At 73.0% G+C, this 16,112-nt stretch carries 17 protein-coding genes; 11 read left to right on the plus strand and 6 right to left on the minus strand.

Going from position 1 to position 16,112, the window contains the following annotated elements; all coding sequences use genetic code 11:
* Nucleotides 1-341 precede the first annotated feature (341 nt).
* From ACFC1X_RS00005 to msrB, 4 genes are all read left to right on the plus strand, one after another.
* Nucleotides 342-1,139: a pyrimidine reductase family protein gene (locus tag ACFC1X_RS00005; protein ID WP_376347268.1), complete on the plus strand. Its 798-nt coding sequence runs from the start codon at nucleotides 342-344 to the stop codon at nucleotides 1,137-1,139.
* A 215-nt stretch (nucleotides 1,140-1,354) separates the two neighbouring features.
* Nucleotides 1,355-1,828 carry an indole-3-glycerol phosphate synthase gene (locus ACFC1X_RS00010; protein ID WP_185832646.1) on the plus strand — a complete coding sequence of 158 codons (474 nt, stop codon included), beginning with the start codon at nucleotides 1,355-1,357 and terminating at the stop codon, nucleotides 1,826-1,828.
* A 73-nt stretch (nucleotides 1,829-1,901) separates the two neighbouring features.
* Nucleotides 1,902-3,299, plus strand: a complete 1,398-nt coding sequence (gene murC, locus ACFC1X_RS00015) for a UDP-N-acetylmuramate--L-alanine ligase (RefSeq protein WP_376347270.1) — start codon at nucleotides 1,902-1,904, stop codon at nucleotides 3,297-3,299.
* A 14-nt stretch (nucleotides 3,300-3,313) separates the two neighbouring features.
* On the plus strand, nucleotides 3,314-3,721 hold the full coding sequence (gene msrB, locus ACFC1X_RS00020) for a peptide-methionine (R)-S-oxide reductase MsrB (RefSeq protein WP_376347272.1): 408 nt from the start codon (nucleotides 3,314-3,316) through the stop codon (nucleotides 3,719-3,721).
* Nucleotide 3,722: 1 nt separating this feature from the next.
* On the opposite strand, the gene ACFC1X_RS00025 is transcribed toward msrB, so the two are convergent.
* Together ACFC1X_RS00025 and ACFC1X_RS00030 are read right to left on the minus strand one after the other, a co-directional pair.
* Nucleotides 3,723-5,174, minus strand: coding sequence for a sensor histidine kinase (locus tag ACFC1X_RS00025; RefSeq protein WP_376347274.1), 1,452 nt, complete (start codon nucleotides 5,172-5,174; stop codon nucleotides 3,723-3,725).
* The gene (locus ACFC1X_RS00030) at nucleotides 5,171-5,860 is read right to left on the minus strand and encodes a response regulator transcription factor (RefSeq protein WP_376347276.1); all 690 of its coding nucleotides are present in this window, start codon (nucleotides 5,858-5,860) and stop codon (nucleotides 5,171-5,173) included. Before ACFC1X_RS00030 ends, ACFC1X_RS00025 begins: the two co-directional genes overlap by 4 nt.
* A 124-nt stretch (nucleotides 5,861-5,984) precedes the next feature.
* Between ACFC1X_RS00030 and ACFC1X_RS00035 the strand changes: the two genes are divergently transcribed.
* From ACFC1X_RS00035 to ACFC1X_RS00065, 7 genes are all read left to right on the plus strand, one after another.
* Entirely contained in the window at nucleotides 5,985-7,334 is a 1,350-nt protein-coding gene (locus ACFC1X_RS00035; protein WP_376347278.1) for a ferric reductase-like transmembrane domain-containing protein, read from the plus strand.
* Nucleotides 7,335-7,350: 16 nt separating this feature from the next.
* Nucleotides 7,351-7,746 carry an FMN-binding protein gene (locus tag ACFC1X_RS00040; RefSeq protein ID WP_376347280.1) on the plus strand — a complete coding sequence of 132 codons (396 nt, stop codon included), beginning with the start codon at nucleotides 7,351-7,353 and terminating at the stop codon, nucleotides 7,744-7,746.
* 1 nt (nucleotide 7,747) lies between these two features.
* A complete protein-coding gene (locus ACFC1X_RS00045) occupies nucleotides 7,748-8,503 on the plus strand; it encodes an FAD:protein FMN transferase (protein ID WP_376347282.1) in 756 nt (251 codons plus the stop codon).
* Between the two features lie 136 nt (nucleotides 8,504-8,639).
* Nucleotides 8,640-9,791: an ABC transporter ATP-binding protein gene (locus ACFC1X_RS00050; protein WP_376347284.1), complete on the plus strand. Its 1,152-nt coding sequence runs from the start codon at nucleotides 8,640-8,642 to the stop codon at nucleotides 9,789-9,791.
* Complete coding sequence (locus ACFC1X_RS00055) at nucleotides 9,788-10,498, plus strand: ABC transporter permease (protein WP_376347286.1); 711 nt, start codon at nucleotides 9,788-9,790, stop codon at nucleotides 10,496-10,498. Before ACFC1X_RS00050 ends, ACFC1X_RS00055 begins: the two co-directional genes overlap by 4 nt.
* Nucleotides 10,495-11,160 (plus strand): ABC transporter permease, encoded by a 666-nt coding sequence (locus ACFC1X_RS00060; RefSeq protein ID WP_122618303.1) that lies wholly within the window; start codon nucleotides 10,495-10,497, stop codon nucleotides 11,158-11,160. The genes ACFC1X_RS00055 and ACFC1X_RS00060 overlap by 4 nt, the downstream gene beginning before the upstream one ends.
* Nucleotides 11,161-11,244: 84 nt before the next feature.
* Entirely contained in the window at nucleotides 11,245-12,207 is a 963-nt protein-coding gene (locus ACFC1X_RS00065; protein ID WP_376347288.1) for an ABC transporter substrate-binding protein, read from the plus strand.
* A 21-nt stretch (nucleotides 12,208-12,228) separates the two neighbouring features.
* Here ACFC1X_RS00065 and ACFC1X_RS00070 read toward each other — a convergent pair whose 3' ends face one another.
* From ACFC1X_RS00070 to ACFC1X_RS00085, 4 genes are read right to left on the minus strand one after another with little or no spacing between them, the layout of a single operon-like run.
* Complete coding sequence (locus tag ACFC1X_RS00070; RefSeq protein ID WP_376347290.1) at nucleotides 12,229-12,840, minus strand: ATP/GTP-binding protein; 612 nt, start codon at nucleotides 12,838-12,840, stop codon at nucleotides 12,229-12,231.
* The gene (locus tag ACFC1X_RS00075; RefSeq protein WP_376347292.1) at nucleotides 12,827-13,186 is read right to left on the minus strand and encodes a DUF742 domain-containing protein; all 360 of its coding nucleotides are present in this window, start codon (nucleotides 13,184-13,186) and stop codon (nucleotides 12,827-12,829) included. Before ACFC1X_RS00075 ends, ACFC1X_RS00070 begins: the two co-directional genes overlap by 14 nt.
* Nucleotide 13,187: 1 nt before the next feature.
* Nucleotides 13,188-13,607, minus strand: coding sequence for a roadblock/LC7 domain-containing protein (locus ACFC1X_RS00080; RefSeq protein ID WP_376347294.1), 420 nt, complete (start codon nucleotides 13,605-13,607; stop codon nucleotides 13,188-13,190).
* Nucleotides 13,604-16,066, minus strand: coding sequence for a nitrate- and nitrite sensing domain-containing protein (locus tag ACFC1X_RS00085; protein ID WP_376347296.1), 2,463 nt, complete (start codon nucleotides 16,064-16,066; stop codon nucleotides 13,604-13,606). Before ACFC1X_RS00085 ends, ACFC1X_RS00080 begins: the two co-directional genes overlap by 4 nt.
* Nucleotides 16,067-16,112: the final 46 nt, after the last annotated feature.

The following is a 16,112-nucleotide window of genomic DNA, read 5'->3' on the forward strand; positions in this document are numbered from 1 at the left end:
CGGCAGACCCTGTCCCCGCCGGACCGCCGGACCGCCGGACCGCCGGACCGCCGGACCGCCGGACCGCCGGACCGCCGGACCGCCGGACCGACGGACCGCCGGACCGACGGACCGTCGGCCCCACCGCCCCCACCGACGGCTCCGGGGCCGGATCGGCCGCGTGCTCGGACGCTGGGGTGCCGGGCCTGGCCGGGTGCGCGGACCGGGCGCCCCCGGCGCTGCCTGGTGGCTGCGGCCGGTTCGGGCGTGCGGCGCCCCCCGGCGTCGGCTGGTGGTGGATGCGGCCCGGGGCCGCACGACCCGGCCGGTTCGGGGTCCCGGGGCGTGGAAGACTGCATCGCATGCGACGTCTGTTCCCTGTGATCGATCGGACAGCCGGCCCCGGGCCGGGCCCTGGCCCCGACGGGGGTGATCGGGAGTGGAGCCTGGCCGAGCTGGCGGAGGCCTACGCCTACCCCGCGCCGGACGGGCGGCGTGCGGCGTGGCTGCGGGCCAACATGGTGTCCACCCTCGACGGCGCCGCCCAGCACGAGGGCCGTTCCCAGCCCATCTCCAGCGCGGCCGACATGCGCGTCTTCGGCACCCTGCGCGCCCTCGCCGACGTGGTGGTCGCCGGCGCCGAGACCGTACGGCAGGAGGGGTACCGGCCCGCACGCGCGCGTGCGGAGTTCGCCGAGGCGCGGCGGGCGGCCGGGCAGACGCCCGTGCCCGCGGTCGCGGTGGTCAGCGCGAGCCTGGAGTTGGACCTCTCCCTGCCGCTGTTCACGTCCCCGCTGGTGCCCACCCTGATCCTGACCGGGGCCGCCGCGCCCCCTGACCGGATCACGGCCGCAGATAAGGCGGGCGCCCGGGTCGTGATCGCCGGGGACGGTGCCGGTGTGGACCCCGTCCGCGCCGTCAGCGCGCTGGCCGGGCTCGGACACACCCGGCTGCTGACCGAGGGCGGCCCGCGGCTGCTGGGCCAGTTCGTCGCGGCCGATGTGCTCGACGAGCTGTGCCTGACCGTGTCCCCGATGCTCACCGCCGGGGACGCCCAGCGGATCGCGGGCGGGCCCCCGGTGGAGGTGCCGCGCCGGTTCGCCCTGGCGTCGCTCCTGGAGGAGGAAGGTTTCCTCTTCAGTCGCTACCGGCGCGACTAGGACCCCCCGTCCCGGGCAGGCGACGGCCACCGGACACGGGTTCGGTCGTTACCGCACATCCGGGAATCGACGGAATCTCCCGTTCCGTTTAGTCCGCGCCGGGCACACTGATTCCGGCAGTACCCGTGCGATCACGGGGCAGGATGGTTTCCGCAGGGTTCGGTTCGGCCTACGGAGGGTGGGCCCACGGGCCCTCGAAGGAGAAGGGGCGCCTGGTGTTCACAAGCGTTTTGATGATCGAGAAGGCCCTGACGTCCGCCGACGTGGAGTTCGTCACCACCTTGCACGGCGAGGAGACGGTCGCCTTCCACGTGCTGCTCCAGCCGCGCGGCGATCAGGCCGACAGGCTGCTGAGAGCGATCGACGACGTCGCGCTCGGCGAACTGGACGACGCCGTCCGGGAGGGCGAGACGCCGGAGGGCGACGACGCGCAGAGCGTCGGCCGGCGCGCACTGGAGGTGTCCCTCACCGCCCTGCGCGCCTCCGGCGCCGAGGCGGACGGCCGGCTGATCGAGGACCATCCGCTGGACGAGCTGAAGTCCCTGGTCCTGGAGATCGGCGCCGACGAGGTGATCGTCCTGACCGACCCGCACTACGTGGAGGAGTTCTTCCACCGCGACTGGGCCTCCCGGGCCCGGCACAAGGTCGGCGTGCCGGTCCTGAAACTGTTCTCCCACAGCAAGGCATAGGCTGGTGCCGCGCCCCCGCCCAGGGGGCGCGCCCACCAGCAGACCACCCGCCGCACCCCTGGGAGAACAGCACATGGCACCCGGCCTTCCCACCGCCATGGACCGACCGCACTTCATCGGCATCGGCGGCGCCGGAATGTCGGGCATCGCCAAGATCCTCGCCCAGCGCGGCGCCCAGGTGGCGGGCAGCGACGCAAAGGAGTCCGCGACCGCCGAGGCGCTGCGCGCCCTGGGCGCCACCGTGCACATCGGGCACGCGGCGGAGCACCTCGCCGACGACGCGAGCTGCGTGGTCGTCTCGTCGGCGATCCGCGAGGACAACCCGGAGCTGGCCCGCGCCGCCGAGCTGGGCGTCCCGGTCGTGCACCGCTCCGACGCCCTCGCCGCCCTGATGAACGGCGCGCGCCCGATCGCGGTCGCCGGCACCCACGGCAAGACCACCACCACCTCGATGCTGGCGGTCAGCCTGTCCGAGCTGGGCCTGAACCCCTCGTACGCCATCGGGGGCGACCTGGACACGCCCGGCTCCAACGCCCTGCACGGCGACGGCGAGATCTTCGTCGCCGAGGCGGACGAAAGCGACCGCAGCTTCCACAAGTACGCCCCCGAGGTCGCCATCGTCCTCAACGTCGAGCTGGACCACCACGCCAACTACGCCTCGATGGACGAGATCTACGAGTCCTTCGAGACCTTCGCCGACCGGATCGTCCCCGGCGGCACCCTGGTGATCGCGGCCGACCAGCAGGGCGCCCGGGAGCTGACCCGCCGCCTGGCCGGCAAGGTGCGGACCGTGACGTACGGCGAGTCCGAGGACGCCGACGTGCGCATCCTGTCGGTCGTCCCGCAGGGCCTGAAGAGCGAGGTCACGGTGGTGCTGGACGGCACGGAGCTGACCTTCGCGGTCTCCGTCCCCGGCCGCCACTACGCCCACAACGCCGTCGCCGCCCTCGCCGCGGGCGCCGCCCTCGGCGTCCCCGCCGCCGAGCTGGCCCCCGCCCTGGCCGCCTACACGGGCGTCAAGCGGCGCCTCCAGCTCAAGGGCGAGGCTGCCGGCGTCCAGGTCGTCGACTCCTACGCGCACCACCCCACCGAGATGACGGCCGACCTGGAGGCCATGCGCGCCGCGGTCGGCGACGCCCGCATCCTGGTCCTCTTCCAGCCGCACCTCTTCTCCCGCACCCAGGAACTGGGCAAGGAGATGGGCCAGGCGCTGTCCCTGGCGGACGCCTCGGTCGTCCTGGACATCTACCCGGCCCGCGAGGACCCGATCCCGGGCATCACCAGCGACCTGATCATCGAGGCGGCCCGGGCCGCGGGCGCCGACGTCACCCCGGTCCACGACAAGGCCGGGGCGCCCGCGGTGGTCGCGGGAATGGCGAAGGCCGGCGATCTCGTTCTCACCATGGGCGCGGGCGACGTCACCGACCTCGGACCGCGCATCCTGGACCAGCTGTCGAGCACCGGAAACTAAGGGGCTGAGGACTCATGTCGTACGACGTCGAGAAGCCGGACGAGCAGTGGCGCGCGGAGCTGGCCCCGGCCGAGTACGCCGTGCTGCGCCAGGCCGGCACCGAACCGGCCTTCACCGGTGAGTACACCGACACCAAGACCGAGGGCGTCTACTCCTGCCGGGCCTGCGGCGCGGAGCTGTTCACCTCCACCACCAAGTTCGAGTCGCACTGCGGCTGGCCGTCCTTCTTCGACCCGAAGGACACCGACGCGGTCGAGCTGATCGAGGACCGCTCGCACGGGATGGTCCGCACCGAGGTGCGCTGCGCCCGCTGCGGCTCCCACCTCGGGCACGTCTTCCAGGGCGAGGGCTACCCGACCCCGACCGACCAGCGGTACTGCATCAACAGCATCTCGCTGCGGCTGACGCCCGCGGAGGGCTGAGTCACCGGGCGGCGGACGCGTCACGGGCGGCAGCCGGGAGCGTCACGGTGAACATCGTCGCGCCCGGCTCGCCGTCCACCTCGACCGTGCCGCCGTGCGCCCGCACCAGCGAGGCGGCGACGGACAGGCCCAGGCCGCTGCCGCCCCGGTCGCGGCTGCGGGCCTTGTCGACGCGGTAGAAGCGGTCGAAGATCCGTTCCCGGTCCGCCGCCGGGATGCCCGGCCCCGCGTCGGCCACCGACACCCGGACCGCGTCCGCCCCGCCGGAGACGGTGACCGAGACCGCGGTGCCCGGCGGGGTGTGCACGGCCGCGTTGGTGAGCAGGTTGTCGAGCACCTGCCGGATCCGCAGCGGGTCGAGCCGCAGCTTCACCACCGCCGCACCCGTCCGCACCGTCAGCGGACGGTCCGGGTGCCCGGCGCGGAAGGCGTCCGCGGCCTGCCGCACCAGCTCCGTCAGATCCGCGTCCTCCCGGCGCAGCGGCGCCTCCACCTCGTCGGCGTCCAGCCGGGCGAGCAGCAGCAGGTCGTCGAGGAGCACCCCCATCCGGGCGGCCTCGGCCCGCAGCCGGGCCAGGTGCCGCTCCCGTTCCGCGGGCTCGTTGGCCGCCGCGTACTGGAAGAGGTCGGCGTAACCGCGCACCGACATCAGCGGCGTGCGCAGCTCGTGCGAGGCGTCGGCGACGAACCGGCGCAGCCGCTGCTCCGCCTCCGCCCGCACCGCCAGCGACGCGTCGATGTGCTCCAGCATCGTGTTGAACGCGGTCCGCAGCTCCGCCACCTCCTGCCCGCCGTCCCGCCCGTCGGCCCGCAGCGGGAGCCGGGCCGCGGACTCGGTCAGGTCGTGCGAGGCGATGCCGTGCGCCGTGCTCGCCATGTCGCTCAGCGGCTTCAGGCCGCGCCGCAGCATCCGCCGCCCGAACACCACGAGGGCGAGCAGTGCCAGCCCGAAGGCGACGACCTGCACCGTGACGAGCTGGTCGACGGTGTCCTCGACGTCCCCCATGGGCGCCGCGCTGACCAGCACCACCCCGGGCTCCACCTCGCAGGCGCGCAGCAGGTAGGGGCCGTGCCCGCCGATCCGCACGGTGCGGGTGATGTCCTCCTCCGAGCGGGCCATCGTCCGCGCCAGGTCGGTCAGGGCCCGGCTGTCGGCCGGCACCTCGGCGGGCGTGCGCAGGTCGGCCGCGCCGCCGGAGACGTCGTACACGGCCGTGTACCAGCCGTAGTACGGCTTGCGTTGCACCGTGCCGTGCGTCGCCGCGTCCTTGGACTGCACGACCTGCACCAGCTTCATCTGGTCGGCGAGCTGCCGCTCCAGGTAGTCCCGCATGTACGCGGTCAGCACCGTGCCGACCACCGCGAACACCACCAGCGACAGCACCCCGAGGCCCAGCGCCAGCCGGGTCCCGAGCCGCAGCCCCCGGTAGGCGCGCCACCACCGCCGTATCACCGGGCCGCCTCCCGGATCGCGTATCCGAAGCCCCGCACCGTCTGGATCAGCGGCTCACCCGTGTCGTCGAGCTTGCGCCGCAGCCGGCTGACGACCAGCTCGACGACGTTGGACCGGCCGCCGAACCCGTACTCCCACACATGGTCGAGGATCTGCGCCTTCGTCAGCACCGTCGGCGACTTGCGCATCAGGTAGCGCAGCACCTCGTACTCGGTCGGGGTCAGCGACAGCCGCCGCTCGCCGCGCCGCACCTCGCGCGTGTCCTCGTCCATCGCCAGGTCCGCCACCCGCAGCACCGACCGCTGGAACCCCGGCCCGGCGCTGCGCCGCAGCACCGTCCGCAGCCGGGCCATCAGCTCCTCCACCGCGAACGGCTTGACCAGGTAGTCGTCACCGCCCCGGGTCAGCCCCGCCACCCGGTCGGCCACCCCGTCCCGCGCCGTCAGGAACACCACCGGCACCATCGTGCCCGAGCGGCGCAGCCGGTCCAGGACGCCGAAGCCGTCGACGTCCGGCAGCATCAGGTCGAGCACCACGATGTCCGGACGGAACCCGGCGGCCAGCCGCAGCGCCTGCTCGCCGGTGTTCGCGGTGACCGCCTCCCAGCCCTCGTAGCGGGCGACCGTGGCCACGAGATCGGCGATGGGCGGGTCGTCGTCCACCACGAGGAGTCGTACTTTTTCCACCCGCTCATACTGCGCCACCGGCCGCCCGCACCCCATACCCCGCCGACAGCCGTTCCGTGATCGATAAGTACTTGAAAGTCGCCCGACAGGAAAACGACAGGCCCGGCGGGTGAAGCTCGGTGCCGTGACCACTGCTTCGAGCGTCCCCCACCGCAAGCCGCCCCCCACACCGGCCCTCCGCCCCAAGGCGGTCGCCCGGACCGGCCTCCACACGGTCCTCGCCGCCAACGCGGCCGTCGTGGCCGTCCTCTTCGTCCGGGCGGGCTTCGCCGCCAACACGCTCGTCGTCCTCGGCCGGCTCGCCGGGCTCTACGGCGCCCTGCTGATGGCCTTCCAACTGGTGCTGGTGGCCCGGCTGCCCTGGTTCGACCGGCGGATCGGCATGGACCGGCTGACCTCCTGGCACCGCTGGACCGGGTTCGCCGTCCTGTGGACGCTGCTCGCCCACGTCGTCCTCATCACCTTCGGCTACGCCGAGTCGTCCTCCCTGGACCCGCTGAACCAGCTCGTCGACCTCGCCGAGACCGTCGAGGGCGTGCTGCGCGCCCTGGTCGCCCTGGTCCTCCTGACCGTCGTGGGCGCCGTCTCCGCGCGCGCCGCCCGGCGCAGGATGGCGTACGAGACCTGGCACTTCGTCCACCTGTACACGTACGTCGCGGTGGTGCTGGCCTTCACCCACCAGGTCGCCGCCGGGACGACCTTCACCGCCTCGCCCTTCGCGAAGACCTACTGGTACGCGGTGTGGGGCGGGGCGCTCGGCGCGGTCCTGGCGGGCCGGGTCGTGCTGCCGCTGTGGCGGAACCTGCGCCACCGGCTGCGCGTCACCGCCGTCGTCCCCGAGAACGACCACGTCGTCTCCGTGTACCTGAGCGGCCGCGACCTCGACCGGCTGCCCGCGCGCGCCGGACAGTTCTTCCTGTGGCGGTTCCTGACCCCGGGCCGCTGGTGGCAGGCGAACCCCTTCTCGCTGTCCATGGCCCCCGACGGCCGCCAGCTGAGGCTCACCGTCAAGACCGCCGGCGACGGCACCGCCGCCCTGCGCCACCTGACACCGGGCACCCGCGTCTTCGCCGAGGGCCCCTACGGCGCCTTCACCGCCCTGCACCGCACCCGACCGGACACCCTGCTGATCGCCGGAGGCGTCGGTGTCACCCCGACCCGGGCCCTGCTGGAGGAACTGCACGGCCACACGGTGCTCGTCTACCGGGTGGCCACCGACCACGACGCCGTCCTCTACGGCGAACTGCGCGACCTCGCCCACGCCAGGGGCGCCGAACTGCACCTGGTCACCGGGCCCGCCGTGCCGGACCGGCTGGGCCCGCGCGACCTCGCCGCACTCGTCCCCGACATCGCCGAACGGGACGTCTACGTCTGCGGACCGCCCGGCATGACCGGCGCGCTGCTGCGCACCCTGCGCGAACTGGGCGTCCCCCGGCCGCAGATACACGCCGAACGCTTCAGCCTGGCCGGATGAGAGGAACCACCGCACCGTGAAACGCGCACTGCCCGTCCTGGTCCTGAGCATCGCCGGTCTCGTGCCGGTCTGGCGCTACGCCCCCGCCCACCCCACGGCGGACGAGGCCGCCGTCGCCCCGTCCACCGCCCCCTCCGCGACGCCCGCCGGGGCCACCGTGGTCGCGGGCACCACCGTCGACACCGAGAAGGGCCCCGTGCAGGTGGAGGTGACCTTCCAGGACCGGCGCATCACCGCCGTCCGCATGCTCCGGCAGCCCGACCACCCGCAGACCACGGCCGCCGTGCCGACGCTGATCGAGGAGACCCTCGACGCGCAGAGCGCCGACGTGGACACCGTCTCCGGCGCCACCGTCACCAGCGACGGCTACCGGGAGTCCCTCCAGGCCGCCATCGACGCCCGGGGTGCCTGACGTGCGACGGATCGAGCACGTCATGGGCTTCCCGGTGTCGCTGCGGGCCGACGACCCCGGCCTGCCCGTCGAGGCCGCGGACGCCGTCTTCGCGTGGCTGCGGGAAGTCGACGCCCGCTTCAGCCCGTTCCGCCCGGACAGCGAGGTCTCGCGGCTCGACCGGGGCGAAGTGCCGCGCGTCAGCGACGACCTGCGGGAGGTGCTGGCCCTGTGCGAGGAGTACCGGGTCGCGACCGGCGGCGCCTTCGACGTCCGGCTGCCCGGACGGGGCCTGGACCCCTGCGCGGTCGTCAAGGGCTGGTCGGTGCAGCGGGCCGCCGAGTCGCTGCGCGCGGCCGGGGCCCAGCGGTTCTGCCTCAACGCCGGCGGTGACGTGGTCGCCGCCGGCGGCCCCTGGCGGGTCGGCGTCCGCCACCCCGAACACACCGACCGGCTCTGCGCCGTGCTGCGGCTCACCGACGCCGCGGTCGCCACCTCCGCCCGCTACGAGCGCGGCGACCACATCGTCGACGGGCGCACCGGCCGTCCGGCGACCGGGCTGCTCGGCGTGACCGTCGTGGCGCCGACGCTCACCGAGGCGGACGCGGTCGCCACGGCGGCGTTCGCGATGGGCACCGACGGCGTCGAGTGGGCCGCCGCGCGCGAGGGGTGCGAGGTGTTCGCGGTGGACGCGCGGCGCCGGGTGCTGCGGACGCCCGGCCTGCCGCTCGCGGGTGACGACGAGGACGGAGAGGAGCACGGAAACGGCCCGGTGTGAACGCCCGGCCAGGGGGAAGGAGTCGCCCCGGACCAACGGGCCCCGCAGATCCGCCGTCTACACTCGACCGGCGACGGCCCCACCGACCGCGGCCGGAGCGGGCAGCTTCTGCCAGACCCGAAGGGTATTCGGCGTTTTGATACGGATGGACTCAGTCACCAAGCGGTACCCGGACGGCACCGTGGCGGTCGACCACCTGTCGCTGGAGATACCCGACCGCGCGATAACCGTCCTCGTCGGACCCTCGGGCTGCGGCAAGACGACGACCCTGCGAATGATCAACAGGATGGTCGAGCCCACCGAGGGCACCATCCTCCTCGACGGCGAGGACCTCGGCCGGCAGCCGGTCACCACACTGCGCCGCTCGATGGGCTACGTCATCCAGAACGCCGGGCTCTTCCAGCACCGGACGATCCTCGACAACATCGCGACCGTGCCCCGCATGATCGGCTGGGGCAAGCAGAAGTCCCGGGAACGCGCGGCCGAGCTGATGGAACGCGTGGGGCTGGACGCCTCCCTCGGCAAGCGCTACCCGTACCAGCTCTCCGGCGGTCAGCAGCAGCGCGTCGGCGTGGCCCGGGCGCTCGCCGCCGACCCGCCGGTACTGCTCATGGACGAGCCGTTCTCTGCCGTCGACCCCGTGGTCCGCAAGGGACTCCAGGACGAACTCCTGCGCATCCAGGACGAACTGGGCAAGACCATCGTCTTCGTCACGCACGACATCGACGAGGCCATCAAGCTGGGCACCATGGTCGCGGTGATGCGCACCGGCGGCCGGCTGGCCCAGTTCGCGCCGCCCGCCGAGCTGCTGTCCGACCCCGCGGACGAGTTCGTCGAGGACTTCCTCGGCGCCGACCGCGGCATCCGGCGGCTCTCCTTCTTCCCGTCCGCCGGCCTGGAGCTGACCCGCGACCCGGTCGTGCGCACCGGCGCCACCGAGGCGCCGCCCGCCGCGGCCGACGCCCCCCACCTGCTGGTGACCGACGCGGACGACAGGCCGCTGGGCTGGGCCCGGCCGGAGGACCTGACCGCCGGGGACATCGCCCCCGAGCGGCTGCTGTCCCACGGGCGGCCCTTCACGCCCGGCACGGACTCGCTGCGCGCCGCCCTGGACTGCGCCGTCCTCTCGCCCACCGGCTGGGCGGTCGCCGTGGACGCCGACGGCCGGGTGACCGGGGTCGTCTCCCAGCAGACCATCGCCGAGGCGATCCGCGCCGCCCACGACGGCACGGCCACCGCCCGGGCGTCCATCGCCGGGTCCGCCGAGGTCACGAAGGTCGCGCCGTGAACGGCTTCTTCGACATCCCGAGCGACCTCGACAACACCTACTTCGGCCTGATCGGTCTGCACCTGCGCGAGGCGCTGCTGCCGGTGCTGGCCGGACTGCTGGCCGCGCTGCCCGTCGCCCAGCTGTGCGTGCGCTTCCGCTGGCTGTACCCGCCGGTGCTCGGCGTGACCACCGTCTTCTACGCCGTCCCGTCGCTGGCCGTCTTCGTCGTCCTCATCGACTACACCGGCCAGACCGAGCTGACGGTGATGATCCCGTTGGCCGTGTACAGCCTGGTCGTGCTGGTCCCGGCGATCGTGGACGGCGTGCGGTCGGTGCCCGAGGAGACCCTGGCCGCGTCGACCGCGATGGGCTTCGGTCCGGTACGGCGCTATCTCCAGGTGCAGTTGCCGATCGCGGTGCCCGCCATCCTCGCCGGGCTCCGCGTCGCCGTGTCGGCGAGCATCTCGCTGGTCAGCGTCGGCGCCCTGATCGGCAACCAGGGCGCCCTCGGCAACCTGCTCGCGGACGCCCAGAAGTACGGCCGGCCGGAACTGGCGGTCAACTCCGTCCTGACCACCGCCGTACTGGCCGTCCTGTGCGACGCGGTGCTCGTCCTGATCCGGAACCTGCTGACCCCGTGGATGCCGCGCGGCAAGGGCCGGCGCCCCAAGGAGTCCGCCGCCCGGCAGGAACAGCCCGAGCCGAAGGAGGCGTCGGCCCGGTGAACGTACTCAACTTCGTCAACGCCTTCTTCAGCGACAGCGCCCACTGGCACGGCTACGACGGCATCCCGCAGCGCCTGCTGGAGCACGTCCAGTACACGCTGATGGCCCTCGGCCTCGCCACCGCGATCGGCCTGCCCATCGGGCTGCTGACCGGGCACACCGGGCGCGGCGGCAACGCCGTCGCGTTCGTCGCCACCGCCGCCCGCGCGCTGCCCAGCTTCGGTCTGCTGGTGCTGATCGCCGTCGTGGTCGGCATCGGCCTGCTGCCCGTGATGGTCCCGCTGGTCATCCTCGCGATCCCGCCGATCCTGGTGACCACCTACGAGGCGGTCCGCTCCGTCGACCCCTCACCCGTGGACGCCGCGCGCGGCATGGGCATGCACGAGTCGAGCATCCTGTTCCGGGTGGAACTGCCCGTCGCCCTGCCGCTCGTCCTCAGCGGGCTGCGCTCCGCCGCCATCCAGGTCGTGTCGACGGCGACCATCGCGGCGTACGTCTCCCTCGGCGGGATCGGCCGGTACATCATCGACGGCCTCTACCAGCGCGACTACGAGAAGGTGGTCGGCGGCGCCACACTGGTGGCACTCCTGGCGCTGGTCACCCTCGCGGCGTTCTGGGCGGCGGGACGGCTGGCGGTGTCACCGGGCGTGCGGCGGCGCTGAGAAGCGGCGGCTGTGACCGCCGTAAAAGAAACCGTAACCAGGCCGTTCTTGACTGACCGACATGTGGCTCGTTTGGATCGACGGATGACTTCTACCAGGAAGAGCAGCTGGTCCAGGACGAGGCACTCCGGCGCGGCGGCCGTCGCGCTCACCGCCGCGGCGGCGCTGCTCGCGGGCTGTTCCTCCGGCTCCGACGACACGTCCGACAATCCGCTGGCCGGCGAGAAGGCGAAGGCCGGCACCGTCGTCGTCGGCTCGAACAACTTCGCCGAGAGCACCCTGCTCGCCGACATCTACGGCGAGGCGCTGAAGGCCAAGGGCCTCAAGGTCACCTACAAGCACAACATAGGCAGCAGGGAGACGACGTACGGCCTGATGAAGAACGGCTCGGTCACGGTGCTGCCCGAGTACAACGGCTCCCTGCTGGCCTACCTCGACCCCGAGGCCCAGCAGGAGTCCGCCGACGCGGTCAACGAGGCCGTGAAGGCCAAGCTCGACAAGAAGCTGACCGTGCTGGAGTCCTCGCCGGCCGAGAACAAGGACTCGGTGAGCGTCAACGCCGAGACCGCGAAGAAGTACGGACTCACCGCCGAGTCGACCCTCGCCGACCTCAAGGACGTCGCCCCGGACCTGACGATCGGCGGCTCGCCCGAGTTCCAGACCCGGCAGCAGGGCTTGAAGGGCCTGGAGTCGGTGTACGGGCTGAAGTTCAAGTCCTTCAAGGCGCTCGACGCGGGCGGCCCGCTGACCCAGTCCGCGCTGACGAAGAACACCGTGCAGGCGGCGGACGTCTTCACCACCGACCCGACCATCATCAAGGAGAAGTTCGTCGTCCTGAAGGACCCGGAGAACCTCTTCGGCTACGCGAACGTGACCCCGCTGGTCACCAAGGACGGGCTGTCCAAGGAGGGCGTGGCCACGCTCAACGCGGTCTCCGCCAAGCTGGACACCAAGACCCTCCTGGACCTGGACGCCCAGGTCCAGCTGGACAAGAAGGACCCGCTGGACGTGGCCAAGGAGTGGCTCAAGTCCGCGGGTCTCATCTGACGGACGCCCGCAGACGACCGGCTACGACGCCGCGGCCCCGGTCGCGGCGTCGATCAGCTGGTCGATCAGGGCGATGAGGACGTCCCGGCTGGAGGTCCGCTCCCGCGCGTCGCACAGCAGCACCTGCACGTGCTCCGGCAGCGCGAGGGCCTCCCGGATCTCCGCCGCCGGGTACGGATGCCGCCCGTGGAAGCCGTTGACGCCGACCACGAACGGGATGCCCCGCCGCTCGAAGAAGTCGATGGCCGCGAAGCTCGACTCGGGCCTGCGGACGTCGACCAGCACCACCGCCCCGAGCGCGCCGATCGCCAGGTCGTTCCACATGAACCAGAACCGCTGCTGACCGGGCGTGCCGAAGAGGTACAGCACCAGTTCCCGGCCGATGGTGATCCGCCCGAAGTCCAGGGCCACGGTGGTGGCCCGCTTCTCCTCGATGCCGGCGAGGTCGTCGACGTCGAGTCCCGCCGCGGTCAGCGGTTCCTCGGTGCGCAGCGGGGCGATCTCGCTGACCGAGCCCACCATGGTGGTCTTGCCGACGCCGAAACCGCCGGCGATCAGGATCTTGACGGCGTCGGGCGCGGTCGCGCGCGCCGATGCCGTGGGCGCCTCACCGGCGCGGTCAGAGCCGGCCAAGGCCGTCCCTCACTTTCTGCAGCAGGTCCAGGTCCGGGTTGGCGCGGGAGACGAGGTGCGGCGGCCGGGCGGTGATCCGGCCGGCCTCCAGCAGGTCGGAGAGGAGGATGACCACCACGCTCACCGGCAGGTCGAGGCGGGCCGCGACCTCCGCCACGGCCACCGGCTCGGCGCACAGCCGCAGGATCCGCAGGTGCTCGGGCTGCGGCCGCGCGCCCCGGGTGGGCTGGGGGTCGACCGCGGTCACCGTCGTGATGAGGGTGAAGTCGGCGCGGCTGGGCCGGGTCCGGCCGCCGGTCAGGGTGAACGGCCGCACGAGCCGGCCCCCCGTCTCGCCTCCGGTCACGTCACTCGCCGGGGCGGGCGGTGGCCCGCGGTGCCGCGCTCAGGTGCTCGCCGATCTTCTTCACCAGCATGTTCATCTGGTACGCCACCACACCGACGTCCGCGTTCGGCCCGGTGAGCACGACCAGGTGGGCGCCGGGACCCGCGGAGCTGAGGATCAGGTAGCTGTTGGCCATCTCGATCAGCGCCTGACGCACCGGGCCGCCGCGGAAGTCCATGCTGACGCCCTTGCTGAGGCTCATCAGGCCCGACGCGGTCGCCGCCAGCCGCTCGGCGTCGTCCCGCAGGAACCCGGTGGACTTGCTGACCACCAGCCCGTCCTCGGAGAGCACCACCGCCTGGTTCACGTCGGCGACCCGCTCCACGAGTCCGGTGAGCAACTGGTCCAGCTCGGTGTGCGTGGCGGGGGAGGGTCGGGTCATCGGGTGTCCTTCGTCGGCGGTCGGCGGTCGGCGGTGGGAGTGGAGGGGGCGGCGGAGGAGGAGAACACCTGCTCGTCGGTGTCGTCGGTGTCGTCGGAGGCGTCGTCGGCCTGGGCCCGCAGCGTGCCGCGCTGGAATCCGCCGAGGGACGACGCGGCGCGCTCGGCCGTGAAGTCGGCATAGTCGTCGGGCGCGTCGTCCCGGCCGCCGACGGTGTCCTCGTCCCGCAGTTCGGCGGCGAGGCTGGTCTGCGGAACCCTGCGGGGCAGCGGCGCGAGGCCGTTCGGCTCGGCGGCAGAGGCAGAGGCAGAGGCAGGGGCAGGGGCAGAGGCGGAGCCTCCTGGGGCGGCGGGCGTGGCGGGTTCGGCCCGGCTCGCCGGTACCGGCCGCGGCCGTACGATCGGCCCGGCGGGGACCGGGTCCCGCTCCGACGGGCCCGACGCGGCGGGGCCGATGGACTCACCGGACGTGGAGCCCCCGGAGCCCGGCCCGTCCGCCAACGCCGACGCGGCTGCGGCGGGCGCCTCGTCGACCGGCTCCCGCACCACGATGTCGTGCGGGATCAGCACGATCGCCGTGGTCCCGCCGTAGGGCGAGGAACGCAGCGTGACGGTGATGCCGTGCCGGTGCGCGAGGCGGGCGACGACGAACATGCCGAGCCGCAGGTCGTCGGCGAGCGCCACCACGTCGAACTGCGGGGCCACCGCCAACTGCTCGTTGAACGCCGCGTAGTCCTCCTCGGACAGCCCGAGCCCGCGGTCCTCGATCTCCACGGCCAGCCCCTTGGCCACCAGCGCCGCGCGCACCCCGACCGGGTTGGGCGCGGGGGAGTAGGCCGTCGCGTTGTCGATCAGCTCGGCGAGCAGGTGGATCACGTCGGCGACCGCGGGCGGCGCGAGCGCCACCTCCTCGTCGGTGTGCAGCTCCACGCGCTGGTACTCGGCCACCTCACCGACGGCGCTGCGCAGGATGTCGACCAGCGAGACGGGCTCGCGCCAGGTGCGCCTGGGCTGCTCGCCGCTGATGATGACGAGGTTCTCCTCGTACCGGCGCAACTGGCTGGCCGTGGAGTCCAGTTCGTACAGACCCTTCAGGATCTCGGGGTCGGTGTGCTCGCGCTCCAGGGCGTCCAGCTTGCCGAGCTGCATGTTGACCAGGTTCTGGCTCTGCCGGGCGATGCCCAGGATCACCTTCTGGAAGCCGCGCCGGGTGTCGGCCAGTTCGACGGCGGTGTGCACGGCGGTGCGCTGCGCCGTGTTGAACGCCTGGGCGACCTGGCCGAGTTCGTCGCGGCCGTAGTCCAGCGGCGGGGTCGCCGACTCCACGTCCACCTTCTCGCCCCGCTCCAGTCGCGCCACCACGTCCGGCAGCCGCTCCTCGGCCAGGCTCAGCGTGGCCAGCCGCAGCCCGCGCAGCCGCCTCGACAGCGAGCGCGTGATGCGCCAGGACATGCCGACGCACAGGAGCAGGGCGACCAGGCCGCCGGCGCTGAGGGAGGCGGCCGTGATCAGCAGCTGGCGCGCCTCGTCGGCGCTGCGGTCGAGGAGCCCGCCCGTCTGCTGCCGGATCAGTTTCCCGTACGCGTCGGAGACCTTCGCGAACGCCGCGGTCCACTGCTCCCGCAGGTCCGGCAGGTCGATCCGGTCCGCGCCGTCCGCCGCGCGGGCCGCGAGCACCTGGTCCTCGACCTTCTGGAGGGTCTGCCACTCGGGGCTGGCGAGGATCCGCTCGGTCTGCGTCTTCGCGCTGCCGCTCAGGGAGGGGACGATCTGGTCCTGGACCAGCCAGCGCCGGGTGTGCACCAGTTGCGCGAAGTGCGCCCACTGCTGCTCGTCCATCCGGTCGGACGGCCAGGCCAGGGTGAGCCGGGCGTCCTCCTGGGAGGCCAGTTCCGCCGCGTGCTCCAGGGCGACCAGCGGGCCGGCCTGCGAGGTGAGGTCGCCGTCGTCGACCTGGGACAGTTCCTGGAAGGCGTGGACCTGCTCGTCGACGATCGAGGTGTACTGGTCGAGCGCCTGCTCCGGGGTGATGTCGCTCGGGTCGTCGACCTGGTTGCGGTAGTACTCCAGGCTGCCCACCGAGCCGAGCACCGAGTACAGCCGGTCCGAGACCCGGGAGGGCGCGTGCTCGATCGCGTCGGACTGGCCGACCAGCTGGGCGACCGCCTCGTCCGTCTTCCTGCGCTGCGCCTCCAGTTCCGCCCGGTCGCCCTCGGGCGCGGCCAGCCAGGCGGCCGACAGGCTGCGCTCCTTCTGCAGGGCGAGCGTCGCCTCGGTGCCCATGGCCCCGGTGTCGCGGCTCAGTTCCGTCTGCGCGCGCAGCCGCAGGCCCTCCGAGAACATCTGGATCGTCGTCACCCCCCACACGGCGGCCAGCGTGACGCCGGGAACCAGGGCCAGGAGGATCAGGGAGAGACGTATGGAGCCGAGGCGGCGCCGGGCTCCCTTCCGTGCGGGCATCGTCGTCCTAGGCGATCATCGGGGGAGGATGTCGGAGCTGCGGGGG

The organism is Streptomyces sp. NPDC056128 (assembly GCF_042263835.1).
GTDB lineage: Bacteria > Actinomycetota > Actinomycetes > Streptomycetales > Streptomycetaceae > Streptomyces.